The 14,727-nt window shown below is 61.4% G+C and carries 17 protein-coding genes; 10 read left to right on the forward strand and 7 right to left on the reverse strand.

Annotated elements, in window-relative coordinates; translation table 11 throughout:
- Nucleotides 1–283 precede the first annotated feature (283 nt).
- From IFT59_RS02375 to IFT59_RS02390, 4 genes are all read left to right on the forward strand, one after another.
- Nucleotides 284–1,318 carry a methionine ABC transporter ATP-binding protein gene (locus IFT59_RS02375; protein WP_192087081.1) on the forward strand — a complete coding sequence of 345 codons (1,035 nt, stop codon included), beginning with the start codon at nucleotides 284–286 and terminating at the stop codon, nucleotides 1,316–1,318.
- Nucleotides 1,308–1,976, forward strand: coding sequence for a methionine ABC transporter permease (locus IFT59_RS02380; protein ID WP_062461169.1), 669 nt, complete (start codon nucleotides 1,308–1,310; stop codon nucleotides 1,974–1,976). The genes IFT59_RS02375 and IFT59_RS02380 overlap by 11 nt, the downstream gene beginning before the upstream one ends.
- Before the next feature lie 43 nt (nucleotides 1,977–2,019).
- Complete coding sequence (locus IFT59_RS02385; RefSeq protein WP_092659711.1) at nucleotides 2,020–2,796, forward strand: MetQ/NlpA family ABC transporter substrate-binding protein; 777 nt, start codon at nucleotides 2,020–2,022, stop codon at nucleotides 2,794–2,796.
- A gap of 204 nt (nucleotides 2,797–3,000) precedes the next feature.
- A complete protein-coding gene (locus tag IFT59_RS02390; RefSeq protein WP_249407547.1) occupies nucleotides 3,001–5,136 on the forward strand; it encodes a bifunctional diguanylate cyclase/phosphodiesterase in 2,136 nt (711 codons plus the stop codon).
- Nucleotides 5,137–5,148: 12 nt separating this feature from the next.
- Here IFT59_RS02390 and IFT59_RS02395 read toward each other — a convergent pair whose 3' ends face one another.
- Genes IFT59_RS02395 through IFT59_RS02410 form a run of 4 tightly spaced genes read right to left on the reverse strand, consistent with a single transcriptional unit; the run spans nucleotide 5,149 to nucleotide 7,876 of the window.
- Entirely contained in the window at nucleotides 5,149–5,469 is a 321-nt protein-coding gene (locus tag IFT59_RS02395; protein WP_192087082.1) for a low molecular weight protein tyrosine phosphatase family protein, read from the reverse strand.
- Nucleotides 5,470–5,495: 26 nt separating this feature from the next.
- Nucleotides 5,496–6,440 (reverse strand): oxygen-dependent tRNA uridine(34) hydroxylase TrhO, encoded by a 945-nt coding sequence (gene trhO / locus IFT59_RS02400; protein ID WP_113167548.1) that lies wholly within the window; start codon nucleotides 6,438–6,440, stop codon nucleotides 5,496–5,498.
- A 55-nt stretch (nucleotides 6,441–6,495) separates the two neighbouring features.
- Nucleotides 6,496–7,404: a CHAD domain-containing protein gene (locus tag IFT59_RS02405; RefSeq protein ID WP_192085998.1), complete on the reverse strand. Its 909-nt coding sequence runs from the start codon at nucleotides 7,402–7,404 to the stop codon at nucleotides 6,496–6,498.
- Nucleotides 7,379–7,876, reverse strand: a complete 498-nt coding sequence (locus IFT59_RS02410; RefSeq protein WP_192085999.1) for a CYTH domain-containing protein — start codon at nucleotides 7,874–7,876, stop codon at nucleotides 7,379–7,381. The genes IFT59_RS02405 and IFT59_RS02410 overlap by 26 nt, the downstream gene beginning before the upstream one ends.
- A 217-nt stretch (nucleotides 7,877–8,093) precedes the next feature.
- Here IFT59_RS02410 and IFT59_RS02415 point away from each other — a divergent pair, with 217 nt between their 5' ends.
- The 5 genes from IFT59_RS02415 (at nucleotide 8,094) to IFT59_RS02435 (ending at nucleotide 10,969) form a co-directional block, all read left to right on the forward strand.
- A complete protein-coding gene (locus IFT59_RS02415) occupies nucleotides 8,094–8,756 on the forward strand; it encodes a 2-dehydro-3-deoxy-phosphogluconate aldolase (protein ID WP_062582114.1) in 663 nt (220 codons plus the stop codon).
- A 98-nt stretch (nucleotides 8,757–8,854) separates the two neighbouring features.
- Complete coding sequence (locus tag IFT59_RS02420; protein WP_062461148.1) at nucleotides 8,855–9,568, forward strand: tellurite resistance TerB family protein; 714 nt, start codon at nucleotides 8,855–8,857, stop codon at nucleotides 9,566–9,568.
- Between the two features lie 11 nt (nucleotides 9,569–9,579).
- Nucleotides 9,580–9,963 carry an ester cyclase gene (locus tag IFT59_RS02425; RefSeq protein ID WP_192086000.1) on the forward strand — a complete coding sequence of 128 codons (384 nt, stop codon included), beginning with the start codon at nucleotides 9,580–9,582 and terminating at the stop codon, nucleotides 9,961–9,963.
- A 113-nt stretch (nucleotides 9,964–10,076) separates the two neighbouring features.
- A complete protein-coding gene (locus IFT59_RS02430) occupies nucleotides 10,077–10,772 on the forward strand; it encodes a GNAT family N-acetyltransferase (protein WP_192086001.1) in 696 nt (231 codons plus the stop codon).
- On the forward strand, nucleotides 10,769–10,969 hold the full coding sequence (locus IFT59_RS02435) for a hypothetical protein (RefSeq protein ID WP_062582124.1): 201 nt from the start codon (nucleotides 10,769–10,771) through the stop codon (nucleotides 10,967–10,969). The genes IFT59_RS02430 and IFT59_RS02435 overlap by 4 nt, the downstream gene beginning before the upstream one ends.
- An 88-nt stretch (nucleotides 10,970–11,057) precedes the next feature.
- Here the strand turns inward: IFT59_RS02435 and IFT59_RS02440 are convergent, their stop codons facing one another.
- Nucleotides 11,058–11,933 (reverse strand): aldo/keto reductase family oxidoreductase, encoded by an 876-nt coding sequence (locus IFT59_RS02440; protein ID WP_192086002.1) that lies wholly within the window; start codon nucleotides 11,931–11,933, stop codon nucleotides 11,058–11,060.
- A 93-nt stretch (nucleotides 11,934–12,026) separates the two neighbouring features.
- Between IFT59_RS02440 and IFT59_RS02445 the strand changes: the two genes are divergently transcribed.
- Nucleotides 12,027–12,935, forward strand: a complete 909-nt coding sequence (locus IFT59_RS02445) for a LysR family transcriptional regulator (RefSeq protein WP_113109716.1) — start codon at nucleotides 12,027–12,029, stop codon at nucleotides 12,933–12,935.
- A 4-nt stretch (nucleotides 12,936–12,939) separates the two neighbouring features.
- Here the strand turns inward: IFT59_RS02445 and IFT59_RS02450 are convergent, their stop codons facing one another.
- Nucleotides 12,940–14,025, reverse strand: coding sequence for a nickel/cobalt transporter (locus IFT59_RS02450; protein WP_192086003.1), 1,086 nt, complete (start codon nucleotides 14,023–14,025; stop codon nucleotides 12,940–12,942).
- A complete protein-coding gene (locus IFT59_RS02455; RefSeq protein ID WP_192086004.1) occupies nucleotides 14,019–14,675 on the reverse strand; it encodes a DUF1007 family protein in 657 nt (218 codons plus the stop codon). Before IFT59_RS02455 ends, IFT59_RS02450 begins: the two co-directional genes overlap by 7 nt.
- Between the last annotated feature and the right edge of the window lie 52 nt (nucleotides 14,676–14,727).

A 14,727-nucleotide genomic window follows, 5' to 3' on the forward strand; every position in this document is an offset into this window, starting at 1 on the left:
TAGAAGATTTTTTCTCGTTTTCGCCGAATTTGAAATCTCATCCCTGTAAAATGTGGCGCAGGCGGGGCATTGATGCGCCATCAATAACGAGGCCTCCCGGCTTCATTGAAAGCCGATCGAATGCTCCGCAAAGTCACCTGCCATCGAATGTGCCGCTTGGCTGCATGAATTGAGACGGCGACCCTTGTCGCCGGGATGACCTGACTGAACGTGTGAGCTTATCATGACACTTGTTACTGCCGTGGCCGATGCCGCTTCGCCTGACGTGGCGAATGCTGCGCCCATGGTGTCGTTCGAAAAGGTGGTGAAGCGGTTCGGCGGTGCGTCCGGGCAGCCCGAATTCACCGCGCTCGACGGTATCGATTTTTCGGTCGCCCGCGGCTCCATCGCCGGTATCATTGGCCGATCCGGGGCCGGGAAGTCGACTCTGATCCGGCTGGTCAACGGGCTTGAAAAGGCGACGTCCGGCACGGTCGTGGTCGATGGCGTCGAAGTGGGCGGGCTCGGCGAAGATGGTTTGCGTTCGCTGCGCCGCCAGGTCGGCATGATCTTCCAGCATTTCAATCTGCTGTCCTCGCGAACCGCGTTCGACAATGTGGCGCTGCCGCTCGAGATTGCCGGTGTGGACAAGGCGGCGATCAAGGCCAAGGTCGGGCCTCTGCTCGATCTCGTCGGTCTCGGCGACAAGGCCGGGCGTTACCCGTCCGAGCTGTCGGGTGGGCAAAAGCAGCGCGTCGGCATTGCCCGCGCGCTGGCGACCGATCCGAAACTGCTGCTCTCAGACGAAGCCACCTCGGCGCTCGATCCGGAGACCACGCATTCGATCCTTGATCTTCTGAAGCGCATCAATGCCGAACTTGGGCTGACGGTGCTTCTGATCACGCACGAAATGGAAGTGGTGAAAACGGTCGCCAGCCATGTGGCGGTGATCGATGCCGGTCGCATCGTCGAGGCCGGGCGCACGTTCGATGTCTATGCCGATCCAAGGCACGACACGACGCGTACGCTGCTTGCCTCCTCGCTCAATCTGCCGGAATGGCTGCGCGGCGGCATCAAGCGGCAGCCGTCGGCGGGGGACCGGGCGGTTGTGCGACTAGTGTTCTTCGGCGACACGGCCTTCAAGCCGCTGACGGGCCGCCTGGTTTCCGAACTCGGCGCCGACGTCAACATTCTGGCGGGCGCGATCGAGGAGATCGCGGGCGAGCCGTTCGGATCGCTGGTCGTTTCCTATTCCGCCGACCCGGCCGTGATGGCGCGGGCGCAACAATTCTATGCCGAGACCGGCCTGAAGACGGAGGTGCTCGGCTATGTCGCTTGAGATGCTCATCAACCTTCTCACCAAGGCGCTGACCCAGACGCTGCAGATGGTGGCGATCGCCGGCTTGATCGGCTCGGCCATTGGGCTGCCGATCGGCATTTTTCTTGCCACCAGCGGCCGTGGCGAGCTGTTTCCGGCACCGGCGGCCAACCGCGTCATCGGCCTCATCGTCAATGCCGCGCGCTCGACGCCGTTCATTATTCTGGTCGTTGCGATCATACCGTTTACCCGGTTGATCACGGGAACCTCGATCGGCACCAATGCGGCTATCGTGCCTTTGACGATCGCCACCATTCCGTTCTTTGCGCGGCTCGTGGAGGCGGCGATCCGCGAGATCGACAGCGGTCTCATCGAGGCGGCCCGCGCCATGGGGGCTTCGCCGATGCAGATCGTCTTCAAGGTGCTGCTCGCGGAAGCCCGGCCCGGCCTGATCCTCGCGCTCACCATGACCATGGTCAGCCTGATCGGCTATTCGGCGATGGTCGGTGCGGTCGGCGGCGGTGGTCTCGGCGATCTCGGGATCCGCTACGGTTACCAGCGCTTCATGCCGGAAGTCATGCTTGCCGTCGTCGTGGTGCTGATCGTTCTGGTTCAGCTGGTCCAGAGCGCCGGCGACAGTCTTGCCCGACGGTTCGACAGGCGCAACCGCAAGACCTGATCAAGAACAAGCCATTCATTCTTTCAAATCCAAGGAGACAGACATGAAGAACATCATTCTCGCGGCCGCCTTCAGTGCGCTCACTGCCGCATCGGCCTTTGCCGAAGACATCAAGATCGGCGTGACGCCCGGTCCGCACGCGCAGATCATGGAAAAGGTCAAGGAAATCGCAGCCCCCAAGGGCCTCAACATCGATATCCTCGAATTCTCCGACTATGTCGTCCCGAACCAGGCGCTGGCTGATGGCGAGCTTCAGGCCAATTCCTTCCAGCACAAGCCGTATCTCGACAATCAGGTGACCGACCGCAAGTTCGACCTGATCGCCGTCGGCACAACCGTCAACTTCCCGATGGGTGTCTATTCCAAGAAGGTGAAGAGCCTCGACGAACTGAAGGAAGGTGCTACGGTTTCGATCCCCAACGACCCGACCAATGGCGGTCGCGCGCTGCTGATCCTGGCCGACAAGGGTCTCATCAAGCTCAATGCCGAAAAGGGCCTCAAGGTAACGCCGGCCGACGTCACCGAAAACCCGAAGAAGATCGAATTTGCCGAGCTCGACGCAGCTCAGCTTCCGCGTTCGCTCGATGACGTCGATGCGGCCGTGATCAACACCAACTTCGCCGTCGAGGGTGGCCTCAACCCGGCCAAGGACACGATCGCGAAGGAAGGCGAAAAGGCACCTTACATCAACATCATCGCGATCAACGCGAAGGACAAGGATGCCGCCTGGGTGAAGACGCTTGTCGACAGCTACCACAGCCCTGAGGTGAAGCAGTTCGTGCTCGACACGTTCAAGGGCGTCGTCATTCCGTCCTGGTAACACGTCGAAAGACGGTAGGATCTCAGAGTGAAGTGATCTAATCGAGGCCGGTCTCCGCGGAGACCGGCTTTTCTTATTGAAGTTAACGATATCTGAAGAGATCGCCGTCCAATGTGGCCCCCTTAATGAAGGGGCGGGCTATTGTTGTTCATGCCGTCACATTTCCGGCGTTCCGTTCCGGCCGGCCGTCGGTCTGTCGTGGCGATGCAACTTGTCCTGTTCGCAGTCGTCGTCACGCTCGTGACCGTCTTCATTCTGACGGCCGTCGGCCGCATTGCAGATTATGCCAACCGGTATGACGACAGCCGCTCGATGCAGACCACCGAAGGCGCGCTGCAGACCTTCCGAACCCAGCTTCAGGCCACTCTCAACGATTATTCGGCATGGGATGATGCTGCCCAGTTCGTCTATGCCCCGGATGGCCAGGATTGGGTTGTCAGCAATTACGGCGATATGACGTCCAACAGCGGTCTGTTCGATATCGCGATCGTGATGGACACCGAGCGCAACGTGCTGATGTCCTATCAGGAGGGACGTCCGGCAGAATGGAACCCACGCGAGTATTTCGATACGTCGCTCTGGACCTTGTTCGATCGGGTCCTGTCCACGGGTCGCGACGGTCTGCCGGAAGCCACGGGCTTTGTTCAGACACGCGACGGCGTTGCGGCTGTCGGCGTCGCCCTGGTGCGCGAAAAATCCGGCGCGCTCGACAAGCCGCTCTCGGAGAGACGGTTTCTCGTCTTTGCCCGCCAGCTGGACGAAAAGAAGGTGGCGGAACTTGCAAGGACCTATGTTGTCGAGGGTTTGCGGTTCATCGACAAGACCGATCAGACCAGCAACAGTGTCGAACTTCGCAACCTGCACGGCAAGCTTTTGGTCAAGCTTTCGTGGCAGCCGCGGCGTCCGGGCGACCTCGGCTTCTCCCAGGTGCAGCCTCTGGTCTATGGCGCGCTTGCCATGGTCGGGCTGTTTTTCCTGCTGCTCGTGGTCAGTGGCAGCATCACCCTAAATCAGCTCAAGCGCGACGAAGCCGATGCGAGACGGCTCGCGATGTGCGACCGGTTGAGCGGGCTTTTGAACCGTTCAGGTTTCTTTACCGCTCTCGACGCCCTTGTTCTCGAAAGCCGGGCGCAGGGCGCGCATGTTTTACTTCTCTATCTGGATCTCGATGGCTTCAAGGAAGTCAACGATGCCTATGGTCACGGGACCGGCGACAAGCTGATCCGCGGCGTGGCGGCCGGGTTGAAGACGCTTGTTGGCAGCGAGGCGATCCTGGCGCGCGTCGGCGGCGACGAATTCGCCATCGCTCTGCCGGTGATGGGGGCATCTCCGGTGGCACCTGTTCTCTGCGACCGCATTCTCGGCTTCTTCGGCGAGCCCTTCGTCATCGGCGAGCGCGTGGCTGTGATCGGAACCAGTATCGGTGTCGCCATCTCGCCGCGCGGCAACGTGCCGGGAGAGGAGCTTGTCCGTCGGGCCGACATGGCGATGTACCGTGCCAAGGAAACCGGCCGCGGTCGCTATGAGAATTACCGGCCGGAAATGGATGCCGAGCGCGAGGAGCGCAACCGGCTGGAAGTGGACCTGCGGATCGCCATCGAGCGGCGCGAAATCAACATCGTCTACCAGCCCGTAGTGGATGCAACGAACTGGCGGCTGATCGGCATCGAGGCGCTCGCCCGCTGGACCCGCAAGGGTTACGGACCGGTGCCGCCGGATGTGTTCATTCCGATTGCGGAATCAAGCGGACTGATCGACCAGCTGGGTCTGTTCGTCATGCACCGGGCCTGCGAGCGCATCGCCGACTGGCCCGGCATCAAGCTTGCCGTCAATATCTCGCCCGGCCAGTTCCGTGATCCCGAATTTTCGCAGCATGTGGCCTCGATGTTCCGCAAGACCGGAACCGATCCATCGCGCATCACGCTGGAAATGACCGAGGGGTATTTCATTCAGAACCCAGACCGCGCTCGCGCAGCGATTGCCAGGCTGAAAAAGCTCGGTGTCGAGATCGCTCTCGACGATTTCGGCGCTGGTTTTTCGAGCGTCGGATATCTGCGGCAGTTCGGTTTCGACCGGATGAAGATCGATCGCTCGCTGGTGCATGCGATGTCCGAGGGTGACCACGCGGTTCAGACGTTGCAGGCGACCGTGGCGCTTGCCCGTTCGCTTGGCATGCCGGTGACGGCGGAAGGCGTCGAGAGCGAGGACCAGGCGTTGAAGTTGCGGATGACGGGCTGTGATGAATTGCAGGGCTATTTCTTCGGTCGGCCGATGGAAGCCCATGAGATCGACGTCATCTACCGCACCGACCGGGGACGGGACGGAAAGCGGATTGCCTGAAAACGTCTCAGGCTAGAGATGCCGCGGCACCTTTGTCTTCAGGATTGCAATCAGGCCCGCATCCATGAAGTCGTAATCGTCAGGTATATCGAGACAGATCAGCCGCTTGCCCTTGAGCTTCGATCGGTATCTCTGCTGGATCTTTGCCCGGTGGGTCCGTTCCATGACGAAGAGGATGTCGGCCCATTCGATCAATTCGGCTGAGAGAGGGTTTTCGGCATCATTGTTGGTGCCGGCGGACGACACCTCGATGCCGGGCCATTCTGCAAAAACCTGCTCGGCCGTCGGGCTGCGCAGCTTGTTCTGGCTGCAGACGAAAAGGATGTTTTTCAGGTTACTCCATCCTTCTCGTGGACGCTTTAGCTGCCGATATGCTTGACGCCGCGCTGTTTGGCGAGGGCGATCTGGAGCTGCCGCTGACGGTAGCGCAACCGGTCTTCCTCGGTGCGGCTGTCGTAGCAATGGGAACAGGAGACGCCTTCCTCATACTTGGGCGAGGTGATCTCTTCGGCGGTGATCGGGTTGCGGCAGGCGTGGCAGAGCTTGTGGTTGCCTTCCTTCAGGCCGTGCTCAACGGAGACGCGCTCGTCGAACACGAAACACGCGCCTTCCCAGAGGCTTTCTTCTTCCGGCACCTGTTCGAGATATTTCAGGATGCCGCCCTTCAGGTGGTAGACGTCCTCGAAACCCTGCTGCTTCATGAAGGCTGTCGCCTTTTCGCAGCGGATGCCGCCGGTGCAGTACATGGCGATCTTTGGCTTGTTGTGCAGGCCGGTATTGTTCTTCACCCAGTCCGGGAATTCGCGAAACGTCTTGGTGTTGGGGTCGACTGCGCCCTTGAAAATCCCGATCGCGGTCTCGTAATCGTTGCGGGTATCGATGACGATGGTCTCGGGATCCGAGATCAGCGCGTTCCAGTCCTTGGCCTCGACATAGGTGCCGACGATTCTGTTGGGATCGATATCCTCGACCCCCATCGTGACGATTTCCTTCTTGAGCTTTACCTTCATGCGCACGAAGGGCATTTTCGATGCGCGGCTTTCCTTGTGCTCCAGACTGGTGAATTCGGGCTGGGCGCGCAGAAATGTCAGAAGCTCGGCGATGTCACTGTCGGAACCCGCCACCGTACCGTTGATGCCTTCGCGCGCGATCAGCAGCGTGCCTTTGATGCCGCGCGCGTCGCAGAAGGCCTGCAGCGGCGTCTGGAAATCCGCAAAACGTTCGAACCGCGCAAAGTGATAGAGCGCGGCAACGAGAAATGCGCCCGTGGCTTCGGGGCGGGGGAGAAGGTGGCTTTCGGTCATGCCGGTCCCATACAACCAGATGCGCTGTTGCGCAATGGATCGGGCGTCGTCGTCGTCACGACGCCGCGTGTTTCCAGAGGAGTGCGACAAGCTTGCTTTCCGTGGCGGCACTGTCGGAAAACACCGATTGGGCGATCGGCAGTGCTTCTTTCCGGAGTGCCTGCTGGCGGGCGATGATGGCGGCGAGTAGCCGCGCCAGCGTGTCGCTGTCGCCGAACAGGTCGGGGCTTTCGTTGACGAGGCCCGAGAGAACGGAAAGATCGTGCTCGTGACCTAAAAGATCGACCAGTGATTTCGCCTCGGCCTGTTTGGCGCGCATCGCCGACGGCCAGATGTCGCGCAGGAGGGCAAGATGCATCCAGTAGGTCTGGCCGCTCTTGCGCAATTCGTGGAATGCCTCGGCATGGGCATTGCCTTCGCATTCCTTGATCGCCGCCAGCGCCTGCAGGCGCTGTTTCTTCCAGACCTTGGCAAGCCGGTGGGCGGTCTTTTCCGGCTTGTCGTCCAGCGACAGGCCGTGCAGCGCGTCGATTGCCTCGTGACAGATGATCACCGCCGTCGCCATGCGGGCGGGCAGGTCTTCCTGGCTCTCGGCAATCTCGTCGCGGCGTTTGGAAAGCGCGTCGCGGGCGAATGCAAGGGCTGCCTGTTCTTCCGGCAGAGTAGATTGACCGGCGAGATAATCGACCGTTTCGACAAGTGCCGTTGCATCGCGCACGGCAGAGAGGCTGCGGCCCATGTCGCCAATCCGGGTGTTTTCCCGGCTTCTGAATTCCTTGGCGTCCGGCTGGATCAGGCGGTACAGCGCCCGCACGCGCTTGAAACGCTTGCGCGCATCGTGGATCGCCGTGTGAGCCCCATCGGGCTTGTCGGCTAAATAGCGGACCGCCTTCGACAGCTGCTGCTCCGCAACCGCGACAAACTCGGCGGTAAACGGCTTATCGGGTCGCAGGTGGTAGGCCATCGAGAAGCTCCCTGCTCAGATCCTGGTTGGCCATGACGGCGTTGGAATAGCGGCGATCGCCGGTGACGTCGTCACCGATCCAGTCCGGTATCGGCGGACTATCGGTTTCGTTTTCAAGTTCGACCTCGGCTACGACGAGCCCATCGTATACGCCCGCGTAGACATCGACTTCCCAGGTATAGCCCTGATGCTCGACATTGAAGCGCGTCTTGTCGAGGACGATGCCGGTGGCACCTGCGGCCATGTCCTTCGCATCGGCCAGCGGGATTTCGTATTCGAACTCCGAGCGCGAGAACAATTCCGAGCCGATCTTGATCGTCAGCTTGGCCTTCTCGTCATCCATGATGCGAACGCGAACCGAGCGATCAGCGGCAACGGCGATATAGGCCTGCAGGAACCGCGAGGAGGATGCGACCTCGTTCCGCCAGGCATCGTTCTTGACCAGATACTTGCGCTCGATTTCCTGTCCCATGGGCCTCGTCTTGGTTGTGGAGATGTACCGTAGCGCAAAGATGCACAAGGGCAAGAGTATCGGCAAGAGCATGGTAAAGCGGTGCTTCGGCCGGGTGCTTAAGAGAAGTCTGCAAGGGGCCCGAGGTTGCGTGGATCGGGGGATTTGTTCTCGACAATGACGTGATCGACCGTTATTTCCGGGCAAGGGATTTCAATCGTTTTAGGGAGTGTTCTTCATGGCTGACCAGAATCCGGGCCAGAACCCAAGCAAGACTGAAAAGCTGCTGACCATCCTGAAATTGCAGCCCGTCGTTCCGGTGCTGATCGTTGATGATGCGAAGTCGGCTGTCGGGCTTGCGCGGGCGCTGGTCGCCGGCGGGCTCCGGGCGATCGAGATCACCATGCGCACGCCGGCAGCACTCGACGCCGTGAAGGCGGTTGCAGCCGAAGTCGAAGGCGCCAATGTCGGAGCCGGCACGATCCTCAACGCGAAAGACTGGGAAGCCGCCGTGAAGGCGGGCTCCACCTTTATCGTGTCGCCGGGCGTTTCTCCGGGCGTGCTGTCGGCCGCCAAGGATTCGCCGGTTCCGCTTTTGCCGGGTGCAGCGACTGCCAGCGAAGTGATGACGCTCCGGGAAGCCGGTTACAACGTGATGAAGTTCTTTCCTGCCGAACAGGCCGGTGGCGCCGCCTATCTGAAGGCCCTGTCGTCACCACTCGCTGGCACGCTGTTTTGCCCGACCGGCGGCATTTCGCTGAAGAATGCCAACGACTACCTGTCGCTCCCCAACGTCATCTGCGTCGGCGGCTCGTGGGTAGCCCCGAAGGAACTCGTCGCCGCCGGCGACTGGGCCGCCATCACCAAGCTCGCCTCCGAGGCCTTCGCGCTCAGAGCTTAAATCCGTTCTGACAATTTCGTTATCGGCGGCGCGGGAAAATTGTTTTCCTGGGTTGCCGTTCCTATCTCCGTGTTCGAATTCAACAGTAGGAGATACGGATGTTCGACGCAAAAAAGCTTCTTGACCAGTTCCTGGGTTCGCAGGTTCCCGGTCTTTCGGGAAGCGTGAAGGGCCGGGCTGGGCAGTTCGGCGATATGGCGAAGAACAATCCGTTGAAGTCTGCCGGCATTGCCGCCGCACTTCTCGGCACCAAGACCGGCCGCAAGATTGCCGGCAATGTGGTGACGGTGGGCGGCATCGCAGCCGTCGCGGGTCTCGGCTATCTCGCCTACAAGAACTACAAATCCGGGCAGTCGCCGCAGGCCGCGATTCAGCCGACGCCGTCTGCTGCAGAGCCTATCGCGCTGCCGCCGCCGGACAGCCCGTTTTCGCTGCAGTCGCCTGAGCTTACCAACGATTTCGCCCTGACCCTGGTGCGCGCCATGATCGCCGCCGCCAAGGCGGACGGTCATATCGATGCGGCCGAGCGGGCCAACATCATGAACAAGGTGCATGAGGTCGATCTCGGCGACGAGGCGGAAGCCTTCATCCGCGACGAGCTTGCGAACCCCGTCGATATCGACGATCTGGTCGCCGCTGCCCGCACCGAGGAGCAGAAGGTGGAGCTTTACACCGCGACCCGCATGACCATCGATCCCGATACACGGGCCGAGCGCGGTTACCTCGATCTTCTCGCGGGACGCCTGGGTCTGCCCGATGCTCTGCTCGAGCATATCGATGCGACGGTCACCGCGGCAAAAGTGCCCGCTTAAAGGGCGAGAACATGGGTAACGATCTCGGTGACATCTACCGCGATTACATCCATTGCCTGAACCGGCAGGACTGGGAGCGGCTCGGGGACTTTGTGGATGACGGTGTCATCCATAATGACCGGCCGCTCGGGCTGTCCGGCTACCGCGACATGCTTGTCGGGAATTTCAGCGATATTCCCGACCTTCGCTTCAGCATTGATCTGCTGGTCGTCGATCAGCCGCATGTGGTCAGCCGGTTGCTGTTCGAGTGTTCGCCTCGGGCCGAGTTTCTCGGGCTTCCGGTCAATGGGCGCCGGGTGTCGTTTAGTGAAAACGTCTTTTATCGGTTCCGCGACGGCAAGATCGTGCAGGTCTGGTCGATTGTCGACAAGGCCGCCATCGAAGCGCAGCTGTGAGCTCCATCGATCGTCTCCGCCGGTTGCCTTTCGACAGGTGCTGGCCTAAGCCTTGATGCCTCATCTGCAGCGGTTGCGACGCAGCCGCTGCGCATCTTGCTGGACCTGCCCGAATGCGCGATCTTTTCAATTACAAAGTTGCCGCCCCCAGCCCCGTCACCCTGGCCGGACGGTTCTTGACGCTCGAACCCTATGACCGGGAGAAGCATCTGGCTGATCTTTGGGATGCACTTGGGGGTGCCGAGGGGATCAACGAGCTGATCCGCTATTTTCCGAACGATCAATATTCGACCGCCGAAGAGTTTGGCGCGTGGCTGGACAATGTGAATGCGAACCTTGGCTTCGTGACGCTGGTCGCGCGCGAAAACGCCTCCGGCGCCGTTGTCGGCATGGCGAGCTATATGCGGCCGGACCCGAAGAACGGTGTGATCGAGGTGGGGTCCGTGGCGCATGGGCTTGCCATGAAGCGGTCGCCGATGTCGACAGAGCTGCATTACCTGATGGCTCGCCACGTGTTCGAGACGCTTGATTATCGTCGCTACGAATGGAAATGCCACAACGAGAACGAGCCTTCCAAGGTGACGGCGCTGCGTTACGGCTTCACATTCGAAGGCGTGTTCCGCCAGCACATCATTTCGCGCGGCGCAAACCGCGATACGGCCTGGTTCTCGATGATCGACAGTGAGTGGCCGGTGATCAAGGCCGGGTTCGAGGCCTGGCTCTCGCCCGATAATTTCGATGAAGACGGCCGGCAGAAAAAGCGGCTGGAAGATCTCAGGGCCGAATTTGCCGGCGGGAAAACCACATGACGCCAGAAGCGAAATCACAGGCGATCGCGGCTGCCGCCATTCTCTTCGGCGCGGCGGTGGTCATCTATCTCATGCCGACCATCGTGTTGTGGATCGGCAATTACTCGCCGCTGCTGGCGTTTTTCGTCGGCGCGCTGCTGGTTCTCGGCTTCTTCCTGATCTTCTGGCTGCGAGCAAGGTATCAGCGGCGGAAGTAATTGCAGGGTATGGTCGGGCGCAAACGTGAAGACGTTCTCATCCCTGTGCCTGTCACAGGGATGAGTGTGGAAAGCTAGCCGCTCGCCCTTAAGCCGCTTTGGCGCCGATCGCTTCCAGCTCCGCCATCACATCCGCCGACAGTTCGATGTCGGCGACGGCGAGGTTTTCGCGCAGGTGCCCGCGCGACGAGGTGCCCGGGATCAGCAGGATGTTCGGCGAGCGCTTCAGCAGCCAGGCCAGTGCCACCTGCATCGGCGTTGCGTCGAGCTTTGCTGCTACATCCGACAGCGTCGAGGATTGCAGGGGCGAGAAGCCGCCGAGCGGGAAGAAGGGGACGTAAGCCGTGCCTTCTGCCGCCAGATGATCGATGAGGTCATCGTCATCGCGGTGCGCGAGATTGTACTGGTTCTGGACGCAGACGATCTCGGTGATCTTGCGGCCATCCTCGACCTGCTTTCGCGTCACGTTCGAGAGGCCGATATGCTTGATGAGGCCCTCGCGCTGGAGTTCGGCGAGGACCGTCAGCGGTTCTTCCAGCGAGCCTTCGGCCGGACCGTGGACATCCAGCATGGAACGCAGATTGACCACCTCCATCGCATCGAGACCGAGGTTCCTGAGGTTATCGTGGACGGCCTTCGTGAGTGCTTTTTTCGAAAAGGCCGGGTTCCACGATGCGTCGTCGCCTCTGATGGCGCCGACCTTGGTGACGATAACGAGATCGTCGCTATAGGGATGCAGCGCTTCGCGGATGATCTCGTTGGTAATATGCGGACCGTAGAAGTCGCTGGTGTCGATATGGTCGACGCCGGCTTCGATGGCCTCGCGCAGCACCGCAACGGCTTCCGCGCGGTCCTTCGGCGGGCCGAACACGCCCTTGCCGGCAAGCTGCATGGCGCCGTAGCCGAGACGTTTTACGGGGCGGTCGCCGAGTTTATAGGTGCCGGCTTTTTCAAGATTGGTCATGGTTTTACTCCCTATCGGTGAGGCAGAGATAGGGCTATCCAGCCCGCGCGATAATCGGTTACAATTCGGACGGGCTGTACGGCAGGGCGGACAATGAAATACGACGCTGGTGATCTCGGAGCATTCGTCGCGGTGGCGAGGACGAAAGGGTTTCGCGATGCGGCCCGGCTGACTGGCGGAAGCGCTTCCGGGCTGAGCGATGCAGTCCGGCGTCTGGAAGAAAAGATCGGCGTCCGGCTTCTCAACCGCACGACCCGCAGCGTGACGCCGACGGAGGCGGGGAGGGCACTGCTCGACCGGCTGGGACCGGCGCTATCGGAAATGGAAGCGGCGCTCGACATGGCTGCCGGGTTTCGGGGGCGGCCGGCGGGACTGTTGACGCTGAATGTGCCGGCCAGTGCGGCGCGGATTGTCCTGCCGCAGATCGTGCCGGCGTTTCTGGCCGCCTATCCGGATATCCGTCTCGACATCATGACCGACGAGAGTTTCGTCGATATCATCGCCGCCGGCTGCGACGCGGGCATCCGCTATGACGAGCGGCTGGAGCAGGACATGATCGCCGTGCCGATCGGTCCACGCGTTCAGCGTTTCGCACTCGCTGCGTCGCCAGCCTATCTTGCCGCGCGCGGCCGGCCGGACCATCCGCGGGATCTTTTGGCGCACTCCTGCATCCGGAGCCGGTTCAGGGACCGTCCGGTCACGCCCTGGGAATTCGAACGCGATGGCGAGGAGGTGGTGGTCGATCCGCCGGCGCAACTGATCGTGCAGGCGGGTGGCGGGTCCGATCTCGGTGTGGACGCGGCGATTGCCGGCACCGGTATCGTCGCGCTGTTCGAGGACTGGCTGAAGCCGCATTTTGACAGTGGTGCGCTGGAACCGGTGCTCGAGCCGTGGTGGCCCTCATTCTCAGGGCCGTTTCTCTATTATCCCGGGCGACGACTGGTACCGGCTCCGCTGCGCACCTTCATCGATTTTATCAAGGCGATGCCGCAGACGCGCTGAGCGTTCAGCCCTGCAGCGAGGCGCCGAGCAGGGAAAGGCCGATCAGCAGGATGAACAGGGCGCCGCCGATCTCGATCGCATGGCCGATGCGTCGTCCGCTGCGCGAGCCGGGGCCTGCGAATTTCAGCGCGATATCCTTGGCGCCGACGGCAAGGGTTGCAAGGATCGTCACCGTGATCGCCGTACCGATCGACATGGCGAGAACGGACAGCACGCCGCCGAGATAAAGGCCGTTCAGAAGCGAGAAGCTCATGACGAGGATGGCGCCCGAGCAGGGACGAAGTCCGACGGCAATAATCGCCGACCAGGCTTCCTTCAGGTTAAAGTTGCGGGCACCGAGCGTCGACGGGTCCGGCATGTGACTGATGCCGCAGGCCTCGCAGGTGTCGCTGTCTCCCTGAAATGCGTGGTCGTCGATCTCGACTGCCTGGAATTTGAGACCGGTCGCGCGTCGTCCGTCAGATGAGCCGTCGAACAGCATCGCGGTCGATCCGCCGGCTGAAGTCGCCGCTGCCGCTGTCCGGCCGCGGTCTGGAGCGCGCACGACCCGCATGCGGAGTGCCCGGATCTTCTTGACCAGCAGCCAGGCGCCGAACAGGGAGACCATGGCAAAGCTTGCAACTTCCATGGTCCAGGTGGCCTGGGTCATGGTGATGCCGGTGCCGCGGAGCAGGACGAAGGCAGCGCCGACCACGAGGATCGCGACGAGGCCCTGCAGAAGCGCCGAGATGAAGGAGATCGTAACGCCGCGGCGCAGTTCGACTTCGTTGGCGATCATGTAGGAGGAAATCACCGCCTTGCCGTGGCCGGGGCCGGCGGCGTGGAAGACGCCATAGGCAAAAGACAGGCCGATCAGGCCGACAAGTGCAGACGGATCCTCGCGCATCGCCCGCAGCGCGCCGGTCAGAGAGCGGTAGAAGCCCTGCTGGTAGGCGTTGATCCACTGGAAGAAGGGGGCAAGCGGCCCGCCCACCGAGAAGGAGGGTTCCGCTGCACCGACGCCGAGCGGCGACTGGGCGTGCGCGGCGGTGGCGACCAGCGCCGCCGCGAGAGCGGCAAACAGCAGGCTGGTCGACGCTTTCCTCAGCATGTCACTTCCATGCGGGTGGCAAAGAGCTTGGTCATGTCGGTCCCCGTCGGATCGTTGAAGAAAGCATCGGTGAGCGAAGCGCTGTTTTGCGAAATCACGTCGTCTGGATCGGGCCGTACGACCTTGTGCTGGCACTTCTCGAAGCCCGCACCCTTCAGCACCAGATCCTTGTCGGTGGGGAAGTCGATCGCCGTGTACATGGTGGGGTCGTAGATGCCGAAGGTGAGCTTGCCCTTGAGAGGGACCGGCTTTTCAGGCTTCACCGCAAAGATCAGCATCAACTGCTTGTCCTGCATCGTGGTGTGAAAGACGTCCGGCTTCTGGATGCCGATCTGTGCGCCATCCAGCGTCACGGTGGAGAAGTAGTGGTAGTCGGCAAGCGAGGTGCGGATGGTTTCGCCGAGTTCGGCGAGTTCATGCGGATCGAGCTTGAGATCGCCGTTCTTGTCGAAATCCAGGATGACGCTCGAGGAGAACACTTCATCGAAGCGCCAGACATTGCGCAGTTCCTGCACGGTGCCATTGGCGCCTGCGACAATTTCCAGCCGCGCCTCGGCGAAGATATGCGGATGGGCAAGAGCCGGTGCGGGAACGGCCAGGGGTGCAGCCAGGGCCGCTGCCGTCAGAATTGTCGCAAGTCTGTTTCGCATATCCGAGCAGGTCCAGCATAGTTGCGCAGCGGCATTGCGTCCGGACCTGCGC

This window comes from Rhizobium sp. CFBP 8752 (assembly GCF_014842035.1).
GTDB lineage: Bacteria > Pseudomonadota > Alphaproteobacteria > Rhizobiales > Rhizobiaceae > Neorhizobium > Neorhizobium soli.